The sequence below is a fragment of the Serratia sp. CY83965 genome (assembly GCF_052166375.1).
Taxonomy (GTDB): domain Bacteria; phylum Pseudomonadota; class Gammaproteobacteria; order Enterobacterales; family Enterobacteriaceae; genus Serratia; species Serratia marcescens.
In genome coordinates, this window is record NZ_JBJNOV010000010.1 from 149,486 (window position 1) to 174,899 (window position 25,414).

At 61.6% G+C, this 25,414-nt stretch carries 22 protein-coding genes and 1 riboswitch; of the genes, 8 read left to right on the top strand and 14 right to left on the bottom strand.

From position 1 onward, the window contains the following. The first annotated feature begins 107 nt into the window (after window positions 1–107). Together ACJ8PL_RS18535 and ACJ8PL_RS18540 are read left to right on the top strand one after the other, a co-directional pair. On the top strand, window positions 108–689 hold the full coding sequence (locus ACJ8PL_RS18535) for an NAD(P)H-dependent oxidoreductase (protein ID WP_016930136.1): 582 nt from the start codon (window positions 108–110) through the stop codon (window positions 687–689). Window positions 690–722: 33 nt separating this feature from the next. Continuing rightward, the gene (locus ACJ8PL_RS18540) at window positions 723–1,031 is read left to right on the top strand and encodes a putative quinol monooxygenase (RefSeq protein WP_004937258.1); all 309 of its coding nucleotides are present in this window, start codon (window positions 723–725) and stop codon (window positions 1,029–1,031) included. Window positions 1,032–1,039: 8 nt separating this feature from the next. Here the strand turns inward: ACJ8PL_RS18540 and ACJ8PL_RS18545 are convergent, their stop codons facing one another. The 6 genes from ACJ8PL_RS18545 to nudF all read right to left on the bottom strand — a co-directional run bounded on the left by ACJ8PL_RS18545 (window position 1,040) and on the right by nudF (window position 6,457). After that, complete coding sequence (locus ACJ8PL_RS18545; RefSeq protein WP_016930138.1) at window positions 1,040–1,936, bottom strand: LysR substrate-binding domain-containing protein; 897 nt, start codon at window positions 1,934–1,936, stop codon at window positions 1,040–1,042. 82 nt (window positions 1,937–2,018) lie between these two features. Next, a complete protein-coding gene (gene parE / locus ACJ8PL_RS18550) occupies window positions 2,019–3,914 on the bottom strand; it encodes a DNA topoisomerase IV subunit B (RefSeq protein ID WP_025304305.1) in 1,896 nt (631 codons plus the stop codon). Window positions 3,915–3,960: 46 nt separating this feature from the next. Next, on the bottom strand, window positions 3,961–4,545 hold the full coding sequence (gene yqiA, locus ACJ8PL_RS18555) for an esterase YqiA (RefSeq protein WP_015379081.1): 585 nt from the start codon (window positions 4,543–4,545) through the stop codon (window positions 3,961–3,963). Then, the gene (cpdA, locus tag ACJ8PL_RS18560) at window positions 4,545–5,372 is read right to left on the bottom strand and encodes a 3',5'-cyclic-AMP phosphodiesterase (RefSeq protein WP_004937250.1); all 828 of its coding nucleotides are present in this window, start codon (window positions 5,370–5,372) and stop codon (window positions 4,545–4,547) included. Before cpdA ends, yqiA begins: the two co-directional genes overlap by 1 nt. Before the next feature lie 27 nt (window positions 5,373–5,399). Continuing rightward, a complete protein-coding gene (locus ACJ8PL_RS18565; RefSeq protein WP_004937244.1) occupies window positions 5,400–5,825 on the bottom strand; it encodes a DUF1249 family protein in 426 nt (141 codons plus the stop codon). After that, on the bottom strand, window positions 5,825–6,457 hold the full coding sequence (nudF, locus tag ACJ8PL_RS18570) for an ADP-ribose diphosphatase (RefSeq protein WP_016930141.1): 633 nt from the start codon (window positions 6,455–6,457) through the stop codon (window positions 5,825–5,827). The genes ACJ8PL_RS18565 and nudF overlap by 1 nt, the downstream gene beginning before the upstream one ends. Window positions 6,458–6,804: 347 nt before the next feature. On the opposite strand from nudF, the gene hasF reads away from it, so the two are divergent. Both hasF and dhaR read left to right on the top strand, forming a co-directional pair. Further along, window positions 6,805–8,304, top strand: a complete 1,500-nt coding sequence (hasF, locus tag ACJ8PL_RS18575) for a multidrug efflux transporter outer membrane subunit HasF (protein WP_016930142.1) — start codon at window positions 6,805–6,807, stop codon at window positions 8,302–8,304. A gap of 151 nt (window positions 8,305–8,455) precedes the next feature. Beyond that, a complete protein-coding gene (gene dhaR / locus ACJ8PL_RS18580) occupies window positions 8,456–10,405 on the top strand; it encodes a dihydroxyacetone kinase operon transcriptional regulator DhaR (RefSeq protein ID WP_079450157.1) in 1,950 nt (649 codons plus the stop codon). Here the strand turns inward: dhaR and dhaM are convergent. Genes dhaM through ACJ8PL_RS18600 form a run of 4 tightly spaced genes read right to left on the bottom strand, consistent with a single transcriptional unit; the run spans window position 10,402 to window position 14,708 of the window. Beyond that, window positions 10,402–11,832, bottom strand: a complete 1,431-nt coding sequence (gene dhaM, locus ACJ8PL_RS18585) for a dihydroxyacetone kinase phosphoryl donor subunit DhaM (protein WP_079450156.1) — start codon at window positions 11,830–11,832, stop codon at window positions 10,402–10,404. The two genes, dhaR and dhaM, sit on opposite strands and share 4 nt — an antisense overlap. An 11-nt stretch (window positions 11,833–11,843) precedes the next feature. Continuing rightward, window positions 11,844–12,476 (bottom strand): dihydroxyacetone kinase subunit DhaL, encoded by a 633-nt coding sequence (dhaL, locus tag ACJ8PL_RS18590; RefSeq protein WP_016930145.1) that lies wholly within the window; start codon window positions 12,474–12,476, stop codon window positions 11,844–11,846. 9 nt (window positions 12,477–12,485) lie between these two features. Next, entirely contained in the window at window positions 12,486–13,556 is a 1,071-nt protein-coding gene (gene dhaK, locus ACJ8PL_RS18595) for a dihydroxyacetone kinase subunit DhaK (protein ID WP_016930146.1), read from the bottom strand. Between the two features lie 51 nt (window positions 13,557–13,607). Next, window positions 13,608–14,708, bottom strand: coding sequence for a glycerol dehydrogenase (locus ACJ8PL_RS18600; protein WP_079450154.1), 1,101 nt, complete (start codon window positions 14,706–14,708; stop codon window positions 13,608–13,610). 352 nt (window positions 14,709–15,060) lie between these two features. Between ACJ8PL_RS18600 and ACJ8PL_RS18605 the strand changes: the two genes are divergently transcribed. Both ACJ8PL_RS18605 and ACJ8PL_RS18610 read left to right on the top strand, forming a co-directional pair. Further along, a complete protein-coding gene (locus tag ACJ8PL_RS18605; protein ID WP_004937226.1) occupies window positions 15,061–15,723 on the top strand; it encodes a DUF1190 family protein in 663 nt (220 codons plus the stop codon). 3 nt (window positions 15,724–15,726) lie between these two features. Next, window positions 15,727–16,887, top strand: coding sequence for a glutathionylspermidine synthase family protein (locus ACJ8PL_RS18610; RefSeq protein ID WP_016930148.1), 1,161 nt, complete (start codon window positions 15,727–15,729; stop codon window positions 16,885–16,887). A 48-nt stretch (window positions 16,888–16,935) separates the two neighbouring features. Here the strand turns inward: ACJ8PL_RS18610 and ygiD are convergent, their stop codons facing one another. After that, window positions 16,936–17,718 (bottom strand): 4,5-DOPA dioxygenase extradiol, encoded by a 783-nt coding sequence (gene ygiD / locus ACJ8PL_RS18615; protein ID WP_097101371.1) that lies wholly within the window; start codon window positions 17,716–17,718, stop codon window positions 16,936–16,938. A 322-nt stretch (window positions 17,719–18,040) separates the two neighbouring features. On the opposite strand from ygiD, the gene ACJ8PL_RS18620 reads away from it, so the two are divergent. Continuing rightward, a complete protein-coding gene (locus ACJ8PL_RS18620; protein WP_442531320.1) occupies window positions 18,041–19,573 on the top strand; it encodes an alkaline phosphatase in 1,533 nt (510 codons plus the stop codon). Window positions 19,574–19,627: 54 nt separating this feature from the next. Here the strand turns inward: ACJ8PL_RS18620 and ribB are convergent, their stop codons facing one another. Continuing rightward, window positions 19,628–20,281, bottom strand: coding sequence for a 3,4-dihydroxy-2-butanone-4-phosphate synthase (gene ribB / locus ACJ8PL_RS18625; protein ID WP_004937218.1), 654 nt, complete (start codon window positions 20,279–20,281; stop codon window positions 19,628–19,630). Window positions 20,282–20,390: 109 nt separating this feature from the next. Then, a riboswitch (FMN riboswitch) is annotated at window positions 20,391–20,551 on the bottom strand. A 145-nt stretch (window positions 20,552–20,696) separates the two neighbouring features. Between ribB and ubiK the strand changes: the two genes are divergently transcribed. Beyond that, a complete protein-coding gene (ubiK, locus tag ACJ8PL_RS18630; protein ID WP_004937216.1) occupies window positions 20,697–20,972 on the top strand; it encodes a ubiquinone biosynthesis accessory factor UbiK in 276 nt (91 codons plus the stop codon). Window positions 20,973–21,023: 51 nt separating this feature from the next. On the opposite strand, the gene hldE is transcribed toward ubiK, so the two are convergent. Both hldE and glnE read right to left on the bottom strand, forming a co-directional pair. Next, the gene (gene hldE, locus ACJ8PL_RS18635) at window positions 21,024–22,454 is read right to left on the bottom strand and encodes a bifunctional D-glycero-beta-D-manno-heptose-7-phosphate kinase/D-glycero-beta-D-manno-heptose 1-phosphate adenylyltransferase HldE (RefSeq protein WP_004937214.1); all 1,431 of its coding nucleotides are present in this window, start codon (window positions 22,452–22,454) and stop codon (window positions 21,024–21,026) included. Between the two features lie 77 nt (window positions 22,455–22,531). Then, a complete protein-coding gene (gene glnE, locus ACJ8PL_RS18640) occupies window positions 22,532–25,369 on the bottom strand; it encodes a bifunctional [glutamate--ammonia ligase]-adenylyl-L-tyrosine phosphorylase/[glutamate--ammonia-ligase] adenylyltransferase (RefSeq protein ID WP_116403802.1) in 2,838 nt (945 codons plus the stop codon). Between the last annotated feature and the right edge of the window lie 45 nt (window positions 25,370–25,414).

The following is a 25,414-nucleotide window of genomic DNA, read 5'->3' on the forward strand; positions in this document are numbered from 1 at the left end:
GCATTTTTACTTGCCTGACTCACGATTACACTCGTCACCAGCGAGATGGTTTCCGCCTTTTCAGCGGGAAGCATGCCATATCTTAACTCTGACGGGAGCCGCGAAAGATGAGCAATATCCTGATTATCAACGCTAAAAAACAATTCGGCCATTCCAACGGCGAACTCAACCAAACCCTGAGCGACGTGGCGGAAGGCTTCCTGCGCGATCTGCAGCACGATGTGCAGGTCACCGTGGTCGACGACGGCTATGACATCGAAGCCGAAGTACAGAAATACCTGTGGGCCGACGCGGTCATCTATCAGATGCCGGGCTGGTGGATGGGCGAACCTTGGATCCTGAAAAAATACATCGATGAAGTGTTCACCGCCGGTCACGGCAGCCTGTATGCCAACGACGGTCGCTCTCGTTCTGACGAAAGCAAAAAATATGGCTCCGGCGGCCTGATCCAGGGCAAAAAATACCTGCTGAGCCTGACCTGGAACGCCCCGATGGAGGCCTTCACCGATCCCGATCAGTTCTTCCACGGTATCGGCGTCGACGGCGTTTACCTGCACTTCCACAAGGCCAACCAGTTCCTGGGAATGGAAGCGCTGCCGACCTTTATCTGCAATAACGTGATAAAACAACCGGATATCGAAGCGGATATCGCACGTTATCGCGAGCATTTGGCGAAAATTTTTGCTTAACTGACGCAGAACATTCTCATCAACGAGGCAGACATGATCACCGTAATCGCAGAAATCAAAGTGAAACCCGGCCACCGCGCCACCGTACTGCAAGCCATTGAAAAACTGGTGCCGCTGGTGCTGGCGGAAGACGGCTGCGGCGAATATACGCCGATGGTCGACAGCAATACCCAGGCACCCTGGCAGAAACGGTCGCCGGATTCGGTATTCATGCTGGAGAAATGGGAAAGCATGGCGCATCTGGAAAAACACCTGGCCATTGAGCACATGCTCAAACACCGCGAGACCATCAAGGACAGCGTGCTGGACACCGAGATATACATCCTGGAAAACGCCCTGTAAGCTCCGCCTTATAACGTCTGCGCGTCGATGTGCGCGCTGACGTAGTCAAGAAAACAGGTGATGCGCGCCGCCAATTGCGTATTGCGGTAATACACCGCATTGATCGGCTGGCGCACGTCCAGCGTCTCCTGCTCCAGCAACGTCACCAACTTGCCGGCTTCCCGATCGCGGCGGGTCATAAAGTCTGCCAGCTGTACGATCCCCTCGCCCCGCAGCGCCAATTGCCGCAACGTTTCCCCGCTGGACGCAGAGATAGTCGGCGTGATGGTGAAATGCGGCGCCTGGCGATAGCGCAACGGCCACTGGTTAAGCGACTCCGGCTGGGTAAAACCGAGCAGACAATGCCGATGCAACTCCTCCACGCTCTGCGGCGTGCCGTGCTGCTGCAGATAAACCGGGCTGGCGAGGATGCGCAGCCGGCTGGCTCCCAGCGCGCGCGCATGAATGGTCGAATCACGCAACGCACCGATGCGAATGGCGATATCCGTGCGTTTTTCCAGCAGATCGATAATCAGGTTGTCGGTGTTCAGCTCGAGCGAAATTTGCGGATAACGTTCTCTAAACCCCGCCACCAGCGGCACGATGACGTGCTCCATAAAAGGTGCGGCCGCATTGATCCGCAGCCGCCCGGCGGGCATTTGCCGGCGCACCGCCATTTGCTCTTCGGCATTTTCCACCGAGCTGATGATCGTACGCGCATGGTTCAGGAAGCTCAGCCCCTCTTCGGTCAGCTCCAAACGACGCGTCGTGCGGCGCATCAGGGTGGTATCGAGCTTATTCTCCAGGCGGCTGAGCGCGCGGCTGATGCCGGATGTTGTCTGGCCGAGCTGATCGGCGGCGGCGGTGATGGAACCGCTGTCGACCACCGAGGTGAACGCCAGCAATTCTTCAAGCGTGATCTTCATGCATTCCGGCCCAGGTTATCGGGCGCCGCATGAACGCCCTGCGGGAAAGCCGGCCCGGCGTTTCACCGGGCCAGGGTCAGGCTCAGACCGCCAATTCGGCCATGTCGCCCTTGTCTTGCAGCCAGTTGCGGCGATCTTCCGAACGCTTCTTGGCCAACAGCATGTCCATCACCGCCAGCGTCTGATCGACGTCATCCTCCGCCACCGTCAGTTGCACCAGACGGCGGGTGTTCGGATCGAGGGTGGTTTCGCGCAGCTGCAGCGGGTTCATCTCGCCCAGCCCTTTAAAGCGCTGCACGTTCGGCTTGCCCTTCTTGCGCTTCAGCTGTTCCAGCACGCCGGCTTTCTCTTCTTCATCCAGCGCGTAGAACACTTCTTTACCGAGATCGATGCGATACAGCGGCGGCATGGCGACATAGACGTGGCCGCCTTTCACCAGCGAACGGAAGTGGCGCACGAACAGCGCGCACAGCAGCGTGGCGATATGCAAGCCATCGGAATCCGCATCCGCCAGGATGCAGATTTTGCCGTAGCGCAATTGGCTGAGATCTTCGCTGTCCGGATCGATGCCGATCGCCACGGAAATGTCGTGCACTTCCTGCGAGGCCAGCACTTCGTCCGAGGACACTTCCCAGGTATTCAGGATCTTGCCCTTCAGCGGCATGATCGCCTGATACTCGCGATCGCGCGCCTGCTTGGCCGATCCGCCCGCCGAATCCCCTTCCACCAGGAACAGTTCGGTCATGGCCAGATCCTGCGAGGTGCAGTCCGCCAGCTTGCCCGGCAGCGCCGGCCCGCTGGTGAGCTTCTTGCGCACCACTTTCTTGGCCGCGCGCAGGCGGCGCTGGGCGCTGGAGATCGCCAGCTCGGCCAGCTGTTCCGCCGCCTGAACGTTCTGGTTCAGCCACAGGCTGAAGGCGTCTTTCACCACGCCGGAAACGAAGGCCGCGCACTGACGCGAGGAGAGACGCTCTTTGGTCTGCCCGGCAAACTGCGGATCCTGCATCTTCACCGACAGCACGTAGGCGCAACGATCCCAGATATCCTCCGCCGACAGCTTCACGCCGCGCGGCAGAATATTGCGGAATTCGCAGAACTCGCGCATCGCGTCCAGCAGCCCCTGACGCAGGCCGTTGACGTGAGTGCCGCCCTGCATGGTCGGGATCAGGTTGACGTAGCTTTCGGTCAGCAGCTCGCCGCCTTCCGGCAGCCACAGCAGCGCCCAGTCCACCGCTTCGGTGTCACCGGCGAAATTGCCGACGAACGGCGCTTCCGGCAGGGTTATCAGGCCGTTAACCGCTTCCATCAGGTAGTCGGTCAGGCCGTCCTGGTAGCACCAGCGCTGCTCGGTGTTGTTCACCTTGTCGATGAAATAGATCTCGACGCCGGGGCACAGCACCGCTTTGGCTTTCAGCAGGTGAGTCAGGCGCGATACCGAGAAACGCGGGCTGTCGAAGAACTGTTCGTCGGGCCAGAAGTGCACGCTGGTGCCGGTGTTGCGTTTGCCGCAGGTGCCGGTCACCGTAAGATCCTGCACTTTGTCGCCGTTTTCGAAGGCGATGCCGTAGACGTTGCCGTCGCGGCGCACGTTGACTTCCACCCGCTTCGACAGGGCGTTGACCACCGAGATGCCAACGCCGTGCAGGCCGCCGGAGAACTGGTAGTTTTTATTCGAGAATTTACCGCCGGCGTGCAGCCGGCACAGGATCAACTCAACCGCCGGCACGCCCTCTTCCGGGTGGATGTCCACCGGCATGCCGCGGCCGTCGTCGATCACTTCCAGCGACTGATCGGCGTGCAGGATCACGTCGATGCGCTTGGCGTGACCGGCCAACGCTTCGTCGACGCTGTTATCGATCACCTCTTGGCCGAGGTGGTTTGGGCGCGTCGTGTCGGTATACATGCCGGGACGACGGCGCACTGGTTCTAGACCGCTGAGTACTTCAATGGCATCAGCGTTATAGCTGGATTGAGTCATCGTTGATTATTTTTTCGTGGTTAAAGGGAGGTGCCGGAACGGTCCGTCAGACCGCGTTTAGCCCTAAAAAATCCACAATCTGGGGGAAGTAGTGCTCGAAACCGACGAAGGCGTGGTTTCCACCCGACTCCACCGTTTGCCGACACGCGGTGTAATACGCCACTGCCTGGCCGTAATCGAGAATTTCATCGCCCGTTTGCTGCAGCAGCCAGATTAAATCCGGCGACTCCAAAGGATCGATCTGCATCACTTTCAGATCGTAAACGTGCCGAGACTCTAACACATATTGCTGGCCGGTGTAGGGGTTCTCGTTGGCGCCGAGATAGTCGACCAGCAGCTCAAACGGCTTGACCGCCGGGTTGACCACCACCGCCGGCAGGGAAAAACACTGCGACAGCCAGGTGGCGTAATAGCCGCCCAGCGACGAGCCGACCAGCCCGAGCGTTTGCCCGGCGCGTTCCAGCACCAGATTTTCCAGCATCTCGGCGGCCTCCGCCGGAAAGGCCGGCAGCTGCGGTACCAGCATCTCGATATCGGGATGGTGTTCGGCCAGCCAGGCCTTGAAGGCCACCGCCTTAGCCGACTGCGGCGAGCTGTTGAAACCGTGCAGGTAGAGCAGTGTCGAAGGCATCAGTATCCATCCGAGTCCATATCGGGGCGGAAATCGTCGTTTTCCAGGCGGAACACCTGCGTCTCGACGCGACCGTCCGGCAGCAGATCGAGGTAGCGCCAGCCGGGGGAAACGTCGTCGATGGTGAAGTTCGTGCAGTGCGGCTTGAATTGCACGCAGGTGGACGGCGTCGCCAACAGGCGCCGACCCTGCCATTCCAAATCCAGATCCTGGTGAATGTGCCCGCACACCACGGTATTCACTTTCGGATAACGCAGCAGGATTGCGCCCAGCATATGCGGGTTGCGCAGGCTGTGCTGATCGAGCCAGGTGCAACCGGAAGGCAGCGGATGATGGTGCAGCAGCAGCAGCGTATAGCGCTCGGGGTGAGCCTGCAGGCAACGCTCCATCCACTCCAGCTGGTATTCGCTCAATTCGCCGTGCGGCACGCCGAACACCTGGCTGTCCAGCATCAGCACTTGCCAGTTATCACCCAACAGCACCTGTTTGGAAGGCGCAATGCCCGCGGCGGCCAACGCGTCGACCATCGCCGGTTGAAAATCGTGGTTGCCCGGCAGCCACACGCAGGGGGCCGGCAGTTGCGCGATGCCGGCGGCGAAGTGGCGGTACGCCTCTTGCGAATGATCCTGCGCCAAATCTCCCGTGGCGACGATCAAATCGACGTCGCGGCGCTGCGCCTGGATGGCGTCCAGCACCGCGTGATAGCTGCGATAGGTATTGATGCCGAGCAACGTCTCGTGTTCGCCGGCAAAAAGGTGGGTATCTGTTATTTGTAGAATCCTGACCGCGGCCCCACTCGCCACGGGCAGTTTAAACAGGCTTTCCAAATGGTGTCCTTTGTTATTTCAGTCTGTCTAACAAACCGGAACCGCCATCGCTCCATGCGCCAAACAGTAGCGCAGCCAATCAGCAAGAAACTGGTTAATTTGATGCTTTTCGTCGCGTTGATGCAACTTTTTATTAGGATAATCATAACGCGCTTTAAAGCGGTAGATCTGCTGACTGGAACACACTTCCGCAACCATGGCGTCATGGTACAACCGCACCGTCATCGCGGGCAGGCTCCAGTAGCTGACCGCCGGAAAGATCTGCTCGATCTCCACCAGCGACGTGTAACGCGTGGACTCAACGATGGTCAAACGATAGCCGGCGCCGTTCACCTGATAAGTCACCGTTTCGCCCGCTTCGTCGTTGCGCGGCAGCAAGCGGCGCAATTGCGCGAAGTTGGTTTCGCACAATCTCATCATTTCGGGGAAATCAGGGGTATAGCGCTGTTTCATTAGTTGGCCCACTCTTTTCTCAACGATTCATGGTGCAACGCCAGCCATTGCAATGCAATCACTGATGCGGCGTTATCGATCGCGCCTTCCTCAACCCAGCGGTAAGCCTGTTCGCGGCTGACCACATGGACGCGGATGTCTTCATGTTCTTCCGCCAGGCCGTGGATGCCCTCGGCGGTGCCGGCGTCCACTTCGCCGACCATGATCGACAAACGTTCGCTGGTGCCGCCGGGGCTGGCCAGGTAGCTCAGCACCGGTTTGCAGCGCCCGACCACCACGCCGGCCTCTTCCTGCGCTTCGCGGCGGCATACGTCCTCGACGCTTTCACCGGTTTCGATCATACCCGCCACCATTTCCAGCAGCCAGGGCGAATTACTGGTATCGACCGCGGCGATGCGCAGTTGTTCAACCAGCACAACCTCGTCGCGCACCGGATCGTAGGGCAGCAGCACCGCCGCATGGCCGCGTTCGAAAATTTCACGCGTGATTTCAGGGCTCATTTCACCATTGAACAACCGGTGGCGAAACCGGTATAAATTGAGTGAAAAAAAACCACGGTACAGCGTCTCGCGTGCAATAATTTCTACATCTTTTTTATCGAAAGTAACGGGCGACGGCTGCGAACGGTTCATGCGCGAATTCTCCTGCTTGAGTATGCCGATAAAATAAACGGTTTTGATGACAGAAACAGCGGGACTCTCCGCCGCGGCTTTATGTTAGGCTGTTTTTCGCCGCCGGATGCGGCACGTTTGTGCGCTCGCAGGTAATAGCGGGAAACAATCCGGATTGTCAGCCATAATATCAGCTGCAGTCGACCCGGGCAGTACGCCAAGGTAAATGGGCGGTCTGAAAGGTAAAAGTTACGTGAGATGGCACATTCAGCCACCTGATGCGTACCTCAGACTCTGCTAGAATCGGCAACTATTTCGTCTATCGTCAGCGCTAACATAGCAATATTGCTGCACAACAAGGAATGCAAATGAAGAAACTGCTCCCCCTTCTTATCGGACTGAGCCTGGGCGGCTTCAGTGCAATGAGCCAGGCAGAGAACCTGCTGCAGGTCTACAAACAGGCCAGGGAAAGTAACCCGGATCTGCGCAAAAGTGCAGCTGACCGCGACGCCGCATTCGAAAAGATCAACGAAGCGCGCAGCCCGTTGCTGCCGCAGCTCGGCCTGACCGCCGGTTACAACTACACCAGCGGGTATCGAGACAGCCGCGACACCCATAGCGATAGCACAAGCGGCTCGCTGGCGCTGACGCAAACCATCTTCGACATGTCGAAATGGCGCCAACTGACGCTGCAGGAAAAGACCGCCGGCATCTCCGACGTCACCTTCCAGACCGCTGAGCAACAGCTTATTCTCAACACGGCGACCGCTTACTTCAACGTGCTGAAAGCGATCGATACGCTGTCCTATACCCAGGCGCAGAAAGACGCGGTGTACCGCACGCTGGATCAAACCACCCAGCGCTTCAACGTGGGTCTGGTGGCGATCACCGACGTGCAGAACGCCCGCTCGAACTACGACACCGTGCTGGCGGCGGAAGTCTCCGCCCGCAACGATCTGGACAACGCGCTGGAAACGCTGCGTCAGGTCACCGGCACCTTCTACCCCGAGCTGGCCTCGCTGAACACCGATCGCTTCAGCACCCAACGCCCGGAAGCGGTGAACAACCTGCTGAAAGAAGCGGAAGCGCGCAACCTGAGCCTGCTGTCCGCCCGCCTGAGCCAGGATCTGGCGCGCGAACAGATCCGCGCCGCGCAGACCGGCTATATGCCGACAGTGGACTTCAGCGCCTCCACGGCGATCTCCAACAACAATTACGGCGGCTCACGCAACACCACGCGCGACGCAGACCTCGGTGAAAACAAAGTGGGTCTGAGCTTCAACCTGCCGCTGTACAGCGGCGGCGCGACCAATTCGCAGGTGAAACAAGCGCAGTACGGCTTCGTCGGCGCCAGCGAGCAGTTGGAAAGCTCACACCGCAGCGTGGTGCAGACCGTGCGTTCGTCGTTCAACAACGTTAACGCTTCGATCAGCAGCATCAACGCCTACAAACAGGCGGTGATCTCCGCGCAAAGCTCCCTGGACGCGATGGAAGCCGGTTATCAGGTCGGTACCCGCACCATCGTCGACGTGCTGGACGCCACCACCACGCTGTATAACGCCAAACGTCAGCTGTCCGACGCGCGTTATACCTATTTGATCAACCAACTGAACATCAAGTCGGCGCTCGGCACGCTGAACCAGAACGATCTGCTGCTGTTGAACGGCGCGTTGGGCAAACCGGTATCGACCGCGCCTGACGCCGTCGCACCGCAGAATCGCGCGCAGGACGCCTATGCGGACGGCTATCAGGACAATGCGCCGATGCAACAAACTGCGGCGCCGGCACCGGCGGCCACTCGCGCATCTGCGCCGGCCGTTACCACCAGCCAACCGGCTCGCAACAGCGGCAACCCATTCCGCAACTGATGCGCGCACGCTGACAAACACGGGGTCCGGCCTGCGCCGCGCCCCGTTTTTTTTGTCCCGATTTTCCCCGCTTCTGCCCGCCGCCTCACAGCCGCCGCCGCGTCAGGTGGTATCATCGTCACTCTCGTTTTCGCAGTCTGGATGAGGTTCGATGGACAACGATTCACGCTGGCAGCGTCTGATTAACGATGGCGAATTGCCGCCGCCGCTGCGCCCGACGCCGGCGGTGTACGCCTCCTGGCTGCGCTGCCGCAGCCTGATGCAACCCGATGTCTGGCAAGCACCGCACCGCGCTCAGGGCGCCACCTTCGAATCGATTTGCCGCCGCAAGAACGATCTGCTGACGCTCGGCCAGGCGGCGCTGGAAGACGCCTGCGAATACATGGAGCCGCGTCGCTGTCTGTTGATGATCTTCGACGAGAGCGGCTGCATGCTGTGGCGATGCGGCGACGCCCAAACCTGGGAGCTTTTGCAGCAATTGGGGTTCGCCCCCGGTGCCTACTGGGCCGAGGGGCAGATCGGCACCAATGCTCCGGCGCTGGCGGCGGCGGAAGGCCACCCGGTACGAGTGAGCGGTGAAGAGCACGTGCGCCGGGCGCTGCACGGTTGGTCATTCTGCGCGACGCCGGTCTACGACAACAGCGGCCGCCAGCGCGGCTCGATCGCGCTGGGCTGCCTGCTGGCCGACTGTGCCGCCGGCGATCTGTCGCTGACGCTGGCCATCGCCCGCGAAATCGGCAACTCGCTGAACGCCGACGGCCTGCTGGCGGAATCCAACCGCCATCTGAATCAACTTTACGGCCTGCTGGACGGCGTGGACGACGGCGTCATGGCCTGGGATCACCGCGGCTACCTGCAATACATCAACCAGCGCGCCGCCGGCCTGCTGAAGCTGGACGAACAGCAGAGCCAGGGCAAACCGCTGGCGCAGCTGTTGACGCTGCCCGCCCTGCTCAAGCGCGCCATCGCCGACCGGCAGCCGCTGCAACACGTCGAAGTCACCTTCGAAAGCCAGCGGCAGTTTATTGCCGCTTTGCTGACGCTAAAGCCGATTTTCGACGGCGATCGCTGCAGTTTCATCGCCCTGCTGCACCCGCTCGAGCGGCTGCGCCAGTACGTCAGCAGCCAGTTGGGGCGCGTCAGCCACAGTTTCGAGCAAATGCCCTCCGCCTCGCTGGAAATGCGGCGGCTGATCCGTTACGGCCAGCAGGCGGCCAAGGGCCAGCATCCGATCCTGCTGCGCGGAGAGGAAGGGGTTGGCAAAGAGCTGCTCAGCCAGGCTATCCACAACGCCGGCGAACGCGCCGCCGGGCCGTATATCGCCCTCAACTGCCAGCTGCTGCCGCAGGCGCAGGGGCTGCGTGAACTGTTGGGCAGCGACGCCAGCGAAGAAGAGGCGGGCCAGCTCAGCAAATTCGAATTGGCCAACGGCGGCACGCTGTATCTCGAACAGATCGAATACCTGCCGGCGGAGATGCAGTCGGCGCTGCTGCAGGTGCTGAAAACCGGCGTGGTGATCCGCCTCAATTCCAGCCGGGTGATCCCGGTCGATGTCCGAGTCATCGCCGGCAGCGCCGCCGACCTGCCGCTGCTGGTGCAGCAAAACCGCTTCCGCCGCCAGCTGTTTTACAGCCTGCAGGCGTTCGAGATCCAGATCCCGCCGCTGCGCCAGCGGCTGAGCGATATTCCGCTGCTGGTCAAACACCATCTGCGCACGCTGGAGCAGCATTTTCAGTGTCGCTTCCGGGTGGATGACGAGGTGATGGCCCAGTTGGCGCTTTATCTGTGGCCGGGCAACGATTTGGAACTGAAAGGGGTGGTGGAGCGCGCGGCGATGATTTGCCACGGCCACCACATCCAGTTGGCGGATCTGCCGGCGCACCTGCTCGGCCAGCCGTCGCTGCTGGAAAGCGATCCGCAGCCCGGCGCGCCGCTGTTGACGCTGACGGACATGGAACGCCAGGCGATCCTGCGCGCGGCGACCGTCAGCCGCGGCCAGGTGACGGAGATGGCGCAGCTGCTGGGCATCGGCCGCACCACGCTGTGGCGGAAGATCAAACAGCACGGGATCGACATCCGCCAGTTCAAGCTGCGCGCTTAGTGGCTGAGCTGCAATACCCCGCGCGCGGCGTCCAGCATCGCCTTCTGTCCGCTGCGGGTTTTGCTCAGGCAATCCTGCATGCCGACCACCATCGGAATGCCCATCGCCTTCGCCAGAATGGCGCTGTGCGACAGGGCATTGCCGCCGCTCAGACAGATGCCGAGCACCAGCCGGCGATCGAGCATCACCACCTCCGAAGGCATCAGTTCGTCCATCACCAATATTGACGGTTCTGCGAGCGCAATAACCGGCAGCGGCAGCCTCTGTAGATGGCACAGCGTGCGGCGCAGCATGTCGCGCACGTCCAATTCGCGCGCCCGCATGTAGTCGTCATCCAGCTCGCGGTACTCTTCGGCGATCGCCTCCAGCACCTGCCGCCAGGCCTGCTCGGCGCTGCACAGCTGTTGCGCGATGCGGGTGTAAGCCGCCTGCTGCAGATCCGGATCGTCCAGCAGCATGCTGTGGGCGCCGAAGATCGCCGCCTGCGGCTTGCCGATCAGCGTGCCGGTGCGTTCCGCCAGCCGGTTCAGATCGCTCAGCGTGTGCTGTAACGCCTCCCGCAGGCGTTGCTGTTCGCCCAGCACCTCGTCCGCGCCGATACGCCGATCGGCGGTTGGCGGCCAGAAGCTGTGGGCCTGAAACACCGGCCCGCTGGTGACGCTTTCCGCCACCGGGATACCGTGCAGCGAAGGCTGCTGCCGCTCGGAGACCGTCTCGCCAAAATGTTGTTCCGCCAGCGCTTTGAATGCCGCCAGCGCCTCGTCCGCCTGCGCGCCGTCGGCGATCAGGCGAACGGTGTCGCCGTGACGCACCTGCAGCAGCGCCAGCTGATTGAGACTGCGCGGATCGACGCACTGCCCCTGCTTCTCCAGCACCAGCTCGGCCTTGAACGGCGCCAGCGTCTCGACCAGCCGCGCCGCCGGGCGCGCATGCAGCCCATGCGGGTTCTGCACCGTCCAGGTTGCGCTTTTGCCCTGCGCCAGCGGCAAGGCCACGCTTTTCGCCGTCGGTGAAGCCTCGCCCAGCTGTGCCTGTTTGGCCTGCAGCGCCCCCTGCGCCTCCGCCACCACCTGCTCCAGCGAGGCGCCGGAGTTGGCGGCCACCACCGCCGCCAGCGTGCCTTCAACCAGCGGCGCCGAACACAGCCGCACTTTGGCGGCCAGATCCGGATCCAGCAGATCGAGTGCGGTTTCGGCACTGAGCAGCGCGCTGCCCAGATCCATCAGCACCAGAACGCCGTCGCCGTCGGCGACCGCTTCGATCGCCTCCATCACTTTGACCGCGTCGGTGCCGATCGGGTGCTGCTCGTCATCCACGCCCGCCGCCAGCGCCAGTTTGCAGCCGTCGCCGCGCATCATCTGCCGCGCCAACTGCTCAACGCCGCGCGCCAGCAACGCGCTGTGCGAAACCACCACGATATTAATCATCTCGCCTCCTGCTAACTGCCGGCGACCTCGGCCAGCGTTTTCATCATCAACATCACCGAAGTGGCGCCGGGATCCTGGTGGCCAATGCTGCGCTCGCCCAGGTAACTGGCCCGCCCTTTGCGCGCCTGCATGGTGATGGTGCTCTCCACCGCCCGCTCGGCGCTGTCGGCGGCGCGCTGCAGCGCCTCCGCCACGCTCAGGTTCTGCTGCGCGGACTGGCCGAGACTGTCCACCACCGGCCACCAGACGTCGCACATGGTCTTGTCGCCCGGCTCCGCCTTGCCGCGCATCACCACGCCTTCCACCCCTTCCTGCATCACCTGATGCAGCTCCGCCAGATCCAGGCTCTGCTTGGCGTTCGCCGCCTGCGCCGCGCGGATGAAGAAGGTGCCGAACAGCGGACCGCTGGCGCCCCCCACGCTCGACAGCAGCGTCATGCCGGTGTTTTTCAGGATAAAGCCGATATCCTTGTCCGCCACCGACGGCAGCTTTTCCACCACCTTGTTGAAACCGCGATTCATGTTCAAACCGTGGTCGGCATCGCCGATCTCGGTGTCCAGCTGGGTCAGAAAATCGCGCTCCCGGCTGAACACCTCGCCGCAACGCATCAGCCAATCGACAACCTGTTGTTTGGTCAACGCCATGATTCCTCCTCAGCAACCCCAACGCAGCGCAGGCGTTTTCACCGGCGCATCCCACAAGGACAACAGCTCGTCGTCCACGTTCAACAACGTGATGGACACCCCCTGCATATCCAGCGAGGTGCAATAAGAACCCACCAGGTTGCGTTCAATGATGATGCCCGCCTCGGCGCAGCGCTCCGCCAGCCGATGGTACACGCCATACAACTCAGACAATGGCGTGGCGCCCAGATTGTTGACCAGCGCGATCACCCGATCGCCGCGCGTCAGCGGCTGCTTGGTCTGCATCTCGTCGCGCCACTCGCCCTGCTGACGATCCCAGACGCGGATCGCGCGCTGATAATGGCCGTGGTCGATCAACGTATGGAACATGTCGTCCACCGCCGCGTTGAGCGTGGTGAACGGGCGGCGCGCAATGCCCGGCTCGCCGTGAATGCCGACGCCGAACTCCATTTCGTTCTCCGCCAGGGTGAACGACGGCTTGCCGGCGGCCGGCACGGTACAGGCGCCCAGCGCGATGCCGATTGAATGCCCGTGGTTGTTGATGCGATGCCCCAGCGTCACCACGCCGTCCAGATCGTCGCCGCGCGCCGCGGCGGCGCCCAGCAGTTTCTCCATCAGCACGGTGTTAGCCACCCCGCGCCGCCCGGCGGTAAACAGGCTGTCTTTGACCGCCACGTCGTCATCCACCAGCACCGTCGCCACCGCGACGCCGCTGTCGTGCAGCAGCTCGGTGGCGGTTTCGAAGTTGAGCACGTCGCCGGTGTAGTTCTTGATCAGCAGCAGCACCCCGGCGCCGCCGTCGATCGCCTGACCGCACTCGTACATTTTATCCGGCGTCGGCGAGGTGAAAATCTCGCCCGGACAGGCGCCGTCGAGCATCCCTTCACCGACGAAGCCGCAGTGCATCGGCTCATGGCCGCTGCCGCCGCCGGACAAGATCGCCACCTTGCCCGCCACCGGCGCGTCGGCGCGGGTCACGAACACCGGATCCGCATGCACCAGCAGCTCGGGATGGGCCTCCGCCAGCCCCTGCAATTGCTCTTCCAACACCGACTCGACCTGATTAATCAGTTTTTTCACGATGGTTTCCTCTGTAAGAACAGGGGCGCGGCGCACCGCGCCCCAACGGTATCAATGACGCTGCAACCAGGCGGCGCCCAGCCTATCCGCCGTCAGGATCGCCGCCTGCACGCCCGCAGGGGTGACCTTGAACGGCATGTTGTGAATGGTTTCACCCGCGGCGCAGCTGGCCTCGGCCACCGCCATCATCTTCGCCGCCGCATCGCCGGTGACGCCCATCTGCGCCAACGTGATCGGCAGGCCGATGTCATGACAAAACACCAGCACGGTTTCAATCTGCGCCATCGGGCTGTTCTGCAGCATCAGTTGCGCCAGGGTGCCGAACGCCACTTTCTCGCCGTGATACAGGTGGTGACACTCCTCCAGCACGGTGAAACCGTTGTGAATGGCGTGCGCCGCCGCCAGCCCGCTGCTCTCGAAGCCGATGCCGCTCAGATACGTATTGGCCTCAATGATGCGTTCCACCGCTTCCGTCACCACGCCGGCCTCGACCGCCAGCTTGGCCTTCACCCCTTCGGCCAGCAGCGTGTCGTAGCACAGCCGCGCCAGACTGAGCGCCGCCAGTGTCGATTTGCCGCCGGCCATGCTGGTGGCCTGGGCGTCGAAACAGGCCTGCGCTTCGAAATAGGTGGAGAGCGCGTCGCCCATGCCGGCCACCAGCAGGCGCACCGGCGCGTTGGCGATGATGGCGCTGTCCATCACCACCATGTCCGGGTTGCGCGGGTAGATCAGGTATTCGGCGAATTCGCCCTGTTCGGTGTAGATAACCGACAGCGCGCTGGTCGGCGCATCGGTGGAGGCGATGGTGGGAATGAGCACCACCGGCAGCCGTTGGTAGTGGGCGACGGCCTTGGCGGTGTCGAGCGTTTTGCCGCCGCCGACGCCGATCACCCCGCGGCAGCCATGGGTCTGCAGCTCGCAGCCAAGCCGGTCTATCTCTTTACGGCAGCACTCGCCGTTGAAGCGGGCCGCATGATGTTTCACGCCGTGCTGCCGCAGGCTGCCCATCAGGGTGTCGCCCGCCAGCTGCATCACGAAGTCGTCGGCGATCACGAAATAATGGTCGGCGAGGGATTTGGCGTATTCGCCGACGGCGGCCAGCGCATTGGCGCCCTGAATGTATTTGCCTGGTGACTGGATGATTCTCAACATAACCGGATCCTTGTAGGGAGTTGGCGATGGTACGTTCAGATATCAGGTGATGACGCGCCGACTTCGCCGCCGGCTTGTTGTTGTGCTTCGACTATGAGCGCCTGCCGCCCACCTGGCGAGCCACGCGATTTTTGTTCCATTATGGAACATCATCATAGCGACAACGTTTCATGATGAAACGCCAACGCGCGTTTTTTCGCCGCGAAAGCGAACTGGCGCACACCCCAACGTATAACTGCGTAAAGAGTCGATTCTGCGGGCGTTTCAGCTTTAATTTTGACCATGTTTCCCCTATCCTTAGCGCCACTACTGGGAAAGGGCGAAAACAGCCCGCATGATGGGATTGATAACGATGAAACGGACAAAAAACATCAACCAAGAGACGTTCCGCAAATCCTGGCGCAGCTACCGTGTCGCGCCCGTGGCTTTGGCGATCAGCGCCGTCTTTATGCTGGCCGGCTGCGAGAAGAGCGATGAAACGGTCTCCCTGTATCAGAATGCCGATGACTGTTCGCGCGCCAATCCTTCGATGAGCGAGCAGTGCACCACCGCCTACAACAATGCCCTGAAAGAAGCCGCGAAAACCGCGCCGAAATACGCCACTCGCGAAGACTGCGTCGCCGAGTTCGGCGAAGCGCAGTGTACCCAGGCTCCGGCACAGGCCGGCATGGCGGCGGAATCACAAAGCAGCGGCAGCTTCTGGATGCCGCTGATGGCGGGCTACATGATGGGCCGCCTGATGGGCGGTTCCGGCTTCGCGCAGCAGCCGCTGTTCACCTCCAAGAACGCCGCCAGCCCGGCGAACGGCAAGTTTGTCGACGCCAGCGGCAAGAGCTACGGCCCGGCCACCGCCGGCGGCCGCACCATGACGGTGCCGAAAACCGCCATGGCGCCGAAGCCTGCGGTCACCAATACCGTGACCCGCGGTGGTTTCGGCGAGACCGTGGCCAAGCAGACCAGCATGCAGCGCAGCAGCGCCACTTCCAACTCCGGCTCTCGCAGCATGGGCGGTTGATGCATGAAACGTATTGCTATTACCGAGCGCCCGGACTGGCGTGAAAAAGCGACCGAGTTCGGTTTTCGTTTCCACACCATGTACGGCGAGCCGTACTGGTGTGAAGACGCCTATTACCAGTTCACGCTGGCGCAGATTGAAGAGATCGAAAGCGCCACCGCCGAGCTGCATCAGATGTGCCTGCAGGTGGTGGAAAAAGTGGTCGGCAGCGACGAGCTGATGGCCAAGTTCTGCATCCCGAAACACACCTGGGAGTTCGTGCGCAGCTCCTGGCGCACCAACCAGCCGTCGCTGTATTCGCGTCTCGATCTGGCCTACGACGGCGTCAACCCGCCGAAGCTGCTGGAGAACAACGCCGATACGCCGACCTCGCTGTATGAAGCGGCCTTCTTCCAGTGGCTGTGGCTGGAAGACCAGATCAATGCCGGCAAGCTGGATCCGCAATCGGATCAGTACAACAGCCTGCAGGAGAAGCTGATCGAGCGTTTCGGCGAGCTGAAAGCGCACCACGGCTTCGGCCTGCTGCACCTGGCGTGCTGCCAGGACAGCGAAGAAGATCGCGGCACGGTGCAATATCTGCAGGACTGCGCGCAGGAAGCCGGTCTGCCGACCGAATTCCTGTTCATGGAAGAGATTGGCCTTGGCGAGAAAGGCCAGTTCACCGATCTGCAGGATCAGGTGATCGGTAACCTGTTCAAGCTATACCCGTGGGAATTCATGCTGCGCGAGATGTTCTCCACCAAGCTGGAAGACGCCGGCGTGCGTTGGCTGGAGCCGGCCTGGAAGAGCATCATCTCCAACAAGGCGCTGCTGCCGCTGCTGTGGGAAATGTTCCCGAACCACCCTAACCTGCTGCCGGCTTATTTCGCGCAAGACGATCATCCGCCGATGGATCATTACGTCACCAAACCGCTGTTCTCGCGGGAAGGCGCCAATATCCAGATCGTCGAAAACGGTCAGGAAGTGGCGCGCGTCGATGGGCCGTACGGTGAAGAAGGCATGATCGTGCAGCAGTTCCATCCGCTGCCGAAGTTCGAAGACAGCTACACGCTGATCGGCAGCTGGCTGGTGAACGATCAACCCTGCGGCATCGGCCTGCGCGAAGATCGCGAACTGATCACGCAGGATCTGTCGCGCTTCTATCCGCACACTATTCTCGGCTGATCGCCCCGCTGAAAGCAAAAACGCCAGTCTCTGACTGGCGTTCTTTCTTTACCCCACCTGTACCGACAGCATGCTCAGCGCCCCCATTTCGATACCGTCGATCGGCACGCTGATGGTCTCTTTTCCATCCCAACCGCCAAGCACATACAGCAACGGCAGATAGTGTTCCGGCGTCGGATTCGACAACGCCGCGCCCTCATGGCGCATGAAATCCACCAGCGGGTGATTATCGCCCCGATAACGCAGGTTATCCCGGACAAAGTTATTGAACGATTCCGCCCATGGGTAGGCGCTGGTGTCGCCCTGCCATTTCACCATGCGCAGGTTGTGCACCACGTTGCCGCTGGCGACGATCATCACGCCCTCATCCCGCAGCGCCGCGAGTTTGCGGCCCAGCTCATAGTGGTAAGCCGCCGGCTGCGTGCCGTCGACGCTGAGCTGCACCACTGGGATATCGGCATTGGGATACATCTTGATCAATACGCCCCAGGTGCCGTGATCCAACCCCCACTCGCCGAGATCAGCCGTTACCGGCACTGGCGCCAGAATGTGCTGCAGCTGCGCGGCCAGCGCGGGAGAGCCTGGCGCCGGATAACGGGTATCAAACAGCGCCTGCGGGAACCCGCCAAAGTCGTGAATGGTTTTGGGTTTTTCCATCGCGGTGACCGCAGTGCCGCGGGTATACCAATGCGCGGAAACCGCCACGATCGCCTTCGGGCGCGGCAATGAATCACCCAACGCACGCCATGCCCGGGTGTAACGGTTGTCTTCCAGCACGTTCATCGGGCTACCGTGGCCAAGAAACAGTGCCGGCATACGAGAGGTGTTCATAGAGGGATCCTTAGTTCAAATTGTGCTATGCCGCTACATTACGCGCTTTGCCGCAGCAACACAGCCGGATAACCGTGATGAAGATATTCAATAAATTTGAATTAAAAGTAGAGAAATACGCCGGTCAACAGAAAGATAAAAAAATCATATCTTTCAATAAAATAATAAGATCAGTGAATACCATGACATTACTGCCACACAGATCCAATTTGTGAACAATTTATGTATTTTTTGTTAACAAAATCTATACACTCCTCCTCTGCCGACGGGAGCAGGCAACGCCGTCGCGCGATAGGAATTACGTCTCACCAAGGAGGAATTCATGTTCAGACTCACACTGGCAACCCGCCTGGCGCTTTCCATGTTCTTACTCGCCGGCTGGACGGCAACCACCGGCGCGGCGGACAACGCGCAACTGACGCAGCGCGAAGATCCTTACTTCCTTCAGGCGCAAACTCAGCTGCAACAGCGACTGAAACAAACCCCAAACACCAACCGCGCCAAAAACGTCATTCTGGTCGTCGGTGACGGCATGGGGTTTTCCACCGTGACCGCCGCCCGCATTTTTGAAGGGCAGCAGCGCGGCGTGGACGGCGAATCCAACGTGTTGGCCTGGGAGGCCTTCCCCTATCTGGCGGCGGCCAAAACCTACTCCGCCGACGCCCAAATCACCGACTCTGCGCCCAGCGCGGTGGCGATGACCACCGGCGTCAAAACCATCAACGATCTGATGGGTCTCGATCATACGGCTACCCTCAACAACTGCGAGGATCAGCAAACCAAGGCCGTCACCACGCTGTGGGAGATGGCCGCAACGCTCGGCATGTCCACCGGCGCCGTGACGACCGCCACCATTACCCACGCCACGCCGGGCGCCACCTATGCCCATATCGCCAATCGCGACTGGGAGTCTGACGCCAAAATGCCGGCAAATGCCCTGGCCGCAGGCTGCCGCGACATCGCGCGCCAGTTGGTGGAAATGAAGTACGGCAACGGCCTGAACGTAGCGATGGGCGGCGGGCGCGCCAACTTCCTGCCCGACAGCGTGAGCGATCCGGAATACCCCGGCAAGAAAGGTGCCAGAAAGGACGGCCGCGACCTGACGCAGGCCTGGCTGCAACGCTACGGCGAGCGCGGACAATACGTCTGGAATCAGGCGCAGTTCAACAAAATCGAACCGGGCAACGTCGACCATCTGCTGGCTCTGTTCGAGCCGTCGCACATGAACTTCGAGCACAACCGGCGACAAGACGCGGCGGGAGAACCCTCACTGGCGGAAATGGCCGGCAAGGCCATCGATATTCTGTCCAGGAATCCTGAGGGTTATCTGCTGTTGGTGGAGGGTGGGCGCGTCGATCATGGCAGCCATAACGGCAACGCCTACCGCACGCTGAGCGACGCGGTCGCCCTGAACGAAGCGGTGAAAACCATCGTCGATAAGGTCGATCTGGACGACACGCTGGTGATAGTGACCGGCGATCACAGCCACACGCTGACCATCGCCGGCTATGCCAAGCGCGGCAATCCTATCCTCGGCATTTCCGTCGGCGTCGACGGCAAACCTCGGCTGGGCAGCGACGGCAAGCCCTACACCACCCTCGGTTTCGCCAATGGCCCCGGCGGCGCGATCCCGCTGACCGAGCGCCCGGCATTGACCATGGAGCAAACCACCGCGCCCGACTTTATTCAGCCGGCGCTGGTGCCGCTGAACAGCGAGACGCACGGCGGGGAAGATCTCGGCATCTACGCCATCGGCCCCTGGGCGCATCTGTTCCAGGGCACGGTGGAGGAGAACTACACCTTCCACGTGATGAATTACGCCAGCCGCATCGGCGAACGCCTGTCAAAACGGTAGCCACAAAAAAAGCCGCTTTACGCGGCTTTTTTTATCGTTGAAAGCGGCCGGCTATCAGCTGGCTTTTTTCTCGTGCGCCTGGCGGTAGGCCACCAGATCTTCGATGGTCAGCACCACCATGTCGTGCTGTTTGGCGAAGGTGATCACTTCAGGCGCGTGCGCCATGCTGCCATCGTCGTTGGTCAGTTCACACAGCACGCCGGCTGGTTTGAAACCGGCCATGGAAACCAGATCGATGGTCGCTTCGGTGTGGCCGCGACGGCTCAACACACCGCCCGGCTGCGCGCGCAGCGGGAACACGTGGCCCGGGCGGTTCAGGTCGCTCGGCTTGGCGCTGTCTGCCACCGCCGCACGGATGGTGGTCAGGCGATCGGAAGCGGAAACCCCGGTGGTCACGCCCTGCGCCGCTTCGATGGTCACGGTGAAGGCGGTCTGGAACTGGCTGGAGTTATTGGTCACCATCATCGGCAGCTCAAGCTGCTGACGGCGTTCTTCGGTGATGCACAAGCACACGATACCGCTGCCGTGGCGAATGGTCAGCGCCATCTGCTCAACGGTCATGGTTTCCGCGGCGAAGATCATGTCACCTTCGTTTTCACGGTTTTCATCATCGAGCACCATTACGCCGCGCCCGTTGCGCAGTGCGTCGATCGCGCGTTCAACGCGTTCTGTTGGCGTGCCGAAGTCTGAAAGTAGCGTCTGATTCATGGTAAAAAACCTCATTAAAAATTATGGATTACCAGAACCAGGGCGATCTTGAGGAGTAGCTAGCAGTAGCTAAAAAAATAACGCAAGCGGGCGCATGCCCGGCAGATACCGTTACTCTCTCCCATCCGGACTATAACCGTCGGCCCCGGAATTACACCGGATCTGCTGACCTCTAACCGGCCTTTACAGGCTGGCTGAGCGCTCGCGGGCTTTCACCGTAGAAGGTGATTTACCGCCGGTGGGGACTTTCACCCCGCCCTGAGAATAAGCAAGATGACTATAACGCTAATGGGTAGGCAGGGCAATTGGCAAAAGCACAATTCGGCCACGTACGGCGAATGCGCTTAATGGTTTATCCGACGGGCAACTCGCATTACACTAAGCGGCAGCTATTAAACTCTGAAAGGGATACGCCATGATTGACCCGAAAAAAATCGAACAAATCGCACGCCAGGTTCATGAGTCCATGCCTAAAGGCGTTCGTGAATTCGGGGAAGACGTTGAGAAAAAAATCCGTCAGGTGCTGCAGTCGCAGCTGACCCGTCTGGATTTGGTTAACCGCGAAGAGTTCGACGTGCAGACTCAGGTGCTGTTGCGCACCCGCGAGAAGCTGGCGCTGTTGGAGCAGCGCATGGCCGAGCTGGAAAGCAAGCTGAGCGCGGCGCCGGCCGCCAAGCAGGAAGACGAATAATTCCCGCCAAGGGCGCGCACCGCGCGCCCTTGTACTTTACGTCGCCCGGCGTTAGCCGCGCCCGTCTTTGATCGCTTTGATGATGTTGGTGGTCGACAGGCCGTCTTCAAAGTTCAGCACTTTGACATCGCCGCCGTTGGCCCACACCTCCGCACTGCCGGCAATCTCTTCCGGCTTGTAATCGCCGCCTTTCACCAGCAGATCCGGCAAGATGTCGGCGATCAAGCGCTGCGGCGTGTCCTCTTCGAACGGCACCACCCAATCCACCGCTTCCAGCGCGCCCAGCACGATCATGCGGTTCTCCAGCGCGTTGACCGGGCGTTTTTCCCCTTTCAGGCGTTTGGTCGACGCATCGCTGTTCACCGCAACGATCAGGCGATCGCCCAGCTTGCGGGCGTTGGCCAGATAAGAGACGTGGCCGGCATGCAGAATGTCGAAGATGCCGTTGGTCATCACCACTTTCTCGCCGCGCTGACGCGCCTGCGCCACGGCGTTTTTCAACTGCGCTTCGGTCATCACGCCAAAGCCGGTTTCGGCGCGGCCGCGCACCGCGTTTTCCAGCTCGATGGGCGACACGGTAGACGTACCGAGCTTACCCACCACCACGCCGGCGGCGGCGTTAGCAAGGAAGCAGGACTCTTCCAGCGAGTTGCCGGCGGCCAGCGAGGCGGCCAATACGCCGATCACGGTGTCGCCGGCGCCGGTCACATCAAACACTTCCTGCGCCTGAGTCGGCAAGTGCAGCGGCTCAACGCCAGGCTGCAGCAGCGTCATGCCGTGTTCGGAGCGGGTAACCAGCAGCGCCGACAGCTCGAAATCCGCCACCAGCTTCATGCCGCGTTCCACCAGTTCCGCCTCATCCTTACAGTGGCCCACCACCGCTTCGAACTCGGACAGGTTCGGCGTCAGCAGCGTCGCGCCGCGATAGCGCTCGAAATCGGAGCCTTTCGGATCGATCAGCACCGGCACCTTGGCGGCGCGCGCCAGCTGGATCATGCCCTGCACCTGGCTGAGCGCCCCCTTGGCGTAATCGGACAGCACCAGCGCGCCGATCTGCGGCAACGCCTGCTGAATGCGCTCCAGCATCGGCTGCGGATCGACGTTGGAGAAGCCTTCTTCGAAGTCGAGACGGATCAGCTGCTGGTTGCGCGACAGCACGCGCAGCTTGGTGATGGTCGGATGGGTCGGCACCGAGACGAAGTCGCAGCGCACGTTGACTTCATTCAGTTTGGCGCTCAGCGCCCGCGCCGCATCGTCGATGCCGGTCAGACCCACCAGGCGGGAAGTGGCGCCCAGCGAAGCGATGTTCATCGCCACGTTAGCCGCGCCGCCGGGACGCTCTTCGATGGTATCGACCTTGACCACCGGCACCGGGGCTTCCGGTGAAATGCGGCTGGTCGGCCCATACCAATAGCGATCCAACATGACGTCACCGACCACCAGCACACCGGCGCGGCGAAAATCAGGCAGCGTAACTTTCATCCGATAACTCCAAAAAAGAACAAAATTTTAGTGGCGCAGATATTACCACAGACCGCCGGAATACCCGCAAAAAGGTATCAATCCAGCCATTTGGCCCAGCTGGCGCGCACCTGCTCGCGCTCGGCGGCAAACAGCTCGCTGTCGACCTTGCCGGAATGCTCCTGCAGCGCCAGGTGGTGGATCTCGTCGCGCATGGTGACATAAGCCTGGGTCAGCGCGCGCGCCTCCTCTTCCGGCATGATGTCGTAATTGGCCATCAGCTCGAAGATGCGCACATTGTCCGACCAACGCGTCAGGCGCGGTTCACCCGGCGCATAGCGTAAGACCAGATATTGGGCGATAAATTCGATGTCGGTAATGCCGCCCTCATCAGCTTTGATATCAAACAGATCGCGCTGCTTGTTGCCGAGATGGTTGCGCATCTTTTCGCGCATCTCGCGCACTTCGCGCTTCAGGGTCTCCGGATCGCGCGTTTTGCACAGGATCTCGCGCCGGATCGCGTCGAACTGCTGATGCAGCGCCGGGTCGCCATGCACGATACGCGCGCGCACCAGGGCCTGATGTTCCCAGGTCCAGGCTTCATTTTGCTGGTAGTCGGCGAACGCCTCGACGGTGCTGACCAGCATCCCCGCGGCGCCGGAAGGCCGCAGCCGCGCGTCCACCTCATACAGAATGCCGGAAGAGGTGCGGGTGCTGAACAGATGCATCACCCGCTGCGCCAGCCGCAGGTAGAACTGGCGGCCGTCGATGCAGCGATCGCCGTCGGTCATCACCTCCGGCGGGCAATCCAGCAGGAACACCAGATCGAGGTCGGAACTGTAACCCAGCTCCCAACCGCCCAGTTTGCCGTAGCCGATCACCGCAAAGCCGCGCCCCTCACGCTCCTGCAAATGGGTGGGCTGGCCGTAGCGCGCCACCATGTCGATCCAGGCCTGCTGCACCACCGCGTCGATGATCGCCTCAGCCAGATAAGTCAGGTGATCGCTCACTTTCATCACCGGCAGCGCGCCGGCGATATCCGCAGCGGCGATGCGCAGCTGCTGCGCCTGTTTGAACTGACGCAGCGCCTCCAGCTTTTGCTCTTCGTCGTCTTCCGGCACCCGCAGCAGATACTGCCGCAGCTCGCTGCGGTAGGCGTCCAGCGCCACAGGCTGATACAGCGTGGCCGGATCCAGCAGTTCGTCCAGCAACAGCGGGTAACGCGACAGCTGGTTGGCGACCATCGGCGACGCGGCGCACAGGCGGATCAGATGACTGAGCGCCGCGTGGTACTCCACCAGCAGCTCGAGGTAGGTGGTGCGAGTGACGATGCTGAGCAGCAGCTGCGCCAGCCGCACCAGCGCGGTCGGCGCGTCCTGACGCGGGCACACCTCCGCCAGCAGGCGCGGCATCAGCTGATCGAGCACGTCGCGGCCGCGCGGGCCGATGGTGCGTTTGTCGACGTCGTGGCGGAAATCGGCGATGGTGCGCAGCATCTGTCGACGCGCCTCTTCGTCGAGGTGCGGCGTCAGCGGCGCCAGCTCGTTCTCCTCCAGCGCGTCCTGCCACAGGCTGTGGTAGTGCTGGTAGTCGGGATCTTCACCGACATCCGGGCTATCGTCGCCGATCAGGTCGTCGAACACCGCGCGCACCGCCTGCATGTGCGCGTCCAGCGCCGCCATCAGCGCCGGCCAATCCGCCAATCCCATGCCGTAGGCCAACCGCGCCTGATCGAGCGCCTCCTGCGGCAGCGTCTGGGTTTGCTGATCGCCGATCGCCTGCAACAGGTTCTCCAGCCGCCGCAGGAACAGGTAGGCGGCGCTCAGCGCCCGCACCTGCTCGGCCTCCAACAGCCCCAGCTCGCCCACTGCCTGCAGCGTCGGCAGCAGCGAACGCCCCTGCAGCGCCGGCTCGCGGCCGCCGCGGATCAGCTGGAATACCTGAGTGATGAATTCGATTTCTCGAATGCCGCCGGCGCCCAGCTTGATGTTGTCCTTCAGACCGCGCCGCCGCACTTCACGGGCGATCATGCCCTTCATGTTGCGCAAAGATTGGATGACGCTGAAATCGATGTAGCGGCGGAACACGAACGGCCGCAGGGTTTTGCGCAGCTCCTGGCTATAGGCGTCTTCCGCCCCGCCCATCAGGCGCGCCTTCACCATCGCATAGCGCTCCCAATCGCGCCCCTGCTCCTGATAATAATCTTCCAGCGCCGCGAAGCTCATCACCAACGGGCCGCTGTCGCCGAACGGCCGCAGCCGCATGTCCACGCGATAGACGAAGCCGTCGATGGTTTGCTGATCCAGCGCCTTGATCAACCGCTGGCCTAGGCGGGTGAAGAACTGGGCATTGTCCAGCTCGCGCCGTCCGCCCTGGGTCTGGCCGTTCTCCGGGTAGGCGAAGATCAGATCGATATCCGACGAGAAATTCAACTCGCCGCCGCCCAACTTGCCCATGCCGAGGATCAACAGCGGCTGCGGCTCGCCTGCGGCGTTGCACGGCGTGCCCCATTCGCGGCAGCAGGTTTGGTACAGCCAGTCGCGCGCGCTGACGATCAGCGTTTCCGCCAGTCCGCTCAGCTGCAGCAGCGTTTCTTCGGTCGAACACAGCCCCTGAGCCTGCGCCCAGGCGATGCGCACCAGCGTTTCACGGCGAAACAGACGCAGCGTGCGCATCAGCTGCGCCTCCTCGCGGACCTCTTCCAGCTCGTCCTGCAGCCAGGCGGCATAGTGTTGCCACTCGCCGGGCGCCGGCGGCTGTTCGCGCAGCGTCGCCAGCCAGGCAGGCTGAGCGAGCAGCGCGTCGCTGACGAAATCGCTCGACGCCAGCACCCACTGTTCCTGCTCGCTAAAGGCGCAGTCCGCGCCGTGAACTTCCTGAAAACGCTGCACAATCTGCTGTGCCTGAGACTGTAACGCGGCTGAAAGTGGCGACATAGTGTATGACCCGTTCTGCGGCCCACGGCTGGCGGGCCGGCTTGA

Coding starts and splice junctions, on each gene's coding strand:
- ACJ8PL_RS18535 (WP_016930136.1), top strand. CDS start 108: ATGAGCAATATCCTGATTATCAACGCTAAAAAACAATTCGGCCATTCC.
- ACJ8PL_RS18540 (WP_004937258.1), top strand. CDS start 723: ATGATCACCGTAATCGCAGAAATCAAAGTGAAACCCGGCCACCGCGCC.
- ACJ8PL_RS18545 (WP_016930138.1), bottom strand. CDS start 1,936: ATGAAGATCACGCTTGAAGAATTGCTGGCGTTCACCTCGGTGGTCGAC.
- parE (WP_025304305.1), bottom strand. CDS start 3,914: ATGACTCAATCCAGCTATAACGCTGATGCCATTGAAGTACTCAGCGGT.
- yqiA (WP_015379081.1), bottom strand. CDS start 4,545: ATGCCTTCGACACTGCTCTACCTGCACGGTTTCAACAGCTCGCCGCAG.
- ACJ8PL_RS18565 (WP_004937244.1), bottom strand. CDS start 5,825: ATGAAACAGCGCTATACCCCTGATTTCCCCGAAATGATGAGATTGTGC.
- nudF (WP_016930141.1), bottom strand. CDS start 6,457: ATGAACCGTTCGCAGCCGTCGCCCGTTACTTTCGATAAAAAAGATGTA.
- hasF (WP_016930142.1), top strand. CDS start 6,805: ATGAAGAAACTGCTCCCCCTTCTTATCGGACTGAGCCTGGGCGGCTTC.
- dhaR (WP_079450157.1), top strand. CDS start 8,456: ATGGACAACGATTCACGCTGGCAGCGTCTGATTAACGATGGCGAATTG.
- dhaM (WP_079450156.1), bottom strand. CDS start 11,832: ATGATTAATATCGTGGTGGTTTCGCACAGCGCGTTGCTGGCGCGCGGC.
- dhaL (WP_016930145.1), bottom strand. CDS start 12,476: ATGGCGTTGACCAAACAACAGGTTGTCGATTGGCTGATGCGTTGCGGC.
- ACJ8PL_RS18600 (WP_079450154.1), bottom strand. CDS start 14,708: ATGTTGAGAATCATCCAGTCACCAGGCAAATACATTCAGGGCGCCAAT.
- ACJ8PL_RS18605 (WP_004937226.1), top strand. CDS start 15,061: ATGAAACGGACAAAAAACATCAACCAAGAGACGTTCCGCAAATCCTGG.
- ACJ8PL_RS18610 (WP_016930148.1), top strand. CDS start 15,727: ATGAAACGTATTGCTATTACCGAGCGCCCGGACTGGCGTGAAAAAGCG.
- ygiD (WP_097101371.1), bottom strand. CDS start 17,718: ATGAACACCTCTCGTATGCCGGCACTGTTTCTTGGCCACGGTAGCCCG.
- ACJ8PL_RS18620 (WP_442531320.1), top strand. CDS start 18,041: ATGTTCAGACTCACACTGGCAACCCGCCTGGCGCTTTCCATGTTCTTA.
- ribB (WP_004937218.1), bottom strand. CDS start 20,281: ATGAATCAGACGCTACTTTCAGACTTCGGCACGCCAACAGAACGCGTT.
- ubiK (WP_004937216.1), top strand. CDS start 20,697: ATGATTGACCCGAAAAAAATCGAACAAATCGCACGCCAGGTTCATGAG.
- hldE (WP_004937214.1), bottom strand. CDS start 22,454: ATGAAAGTTACGCTGCCTGATTTTCGCCGCGCCGGTGTGCTGGTGGTC.
- glnE (WP_116403802.1), bottom strand. CDS start 25,369: ATGTCGCCACTTTCAGCCGCGTTACAGTCTCAGGCACAGCAGATTGTG.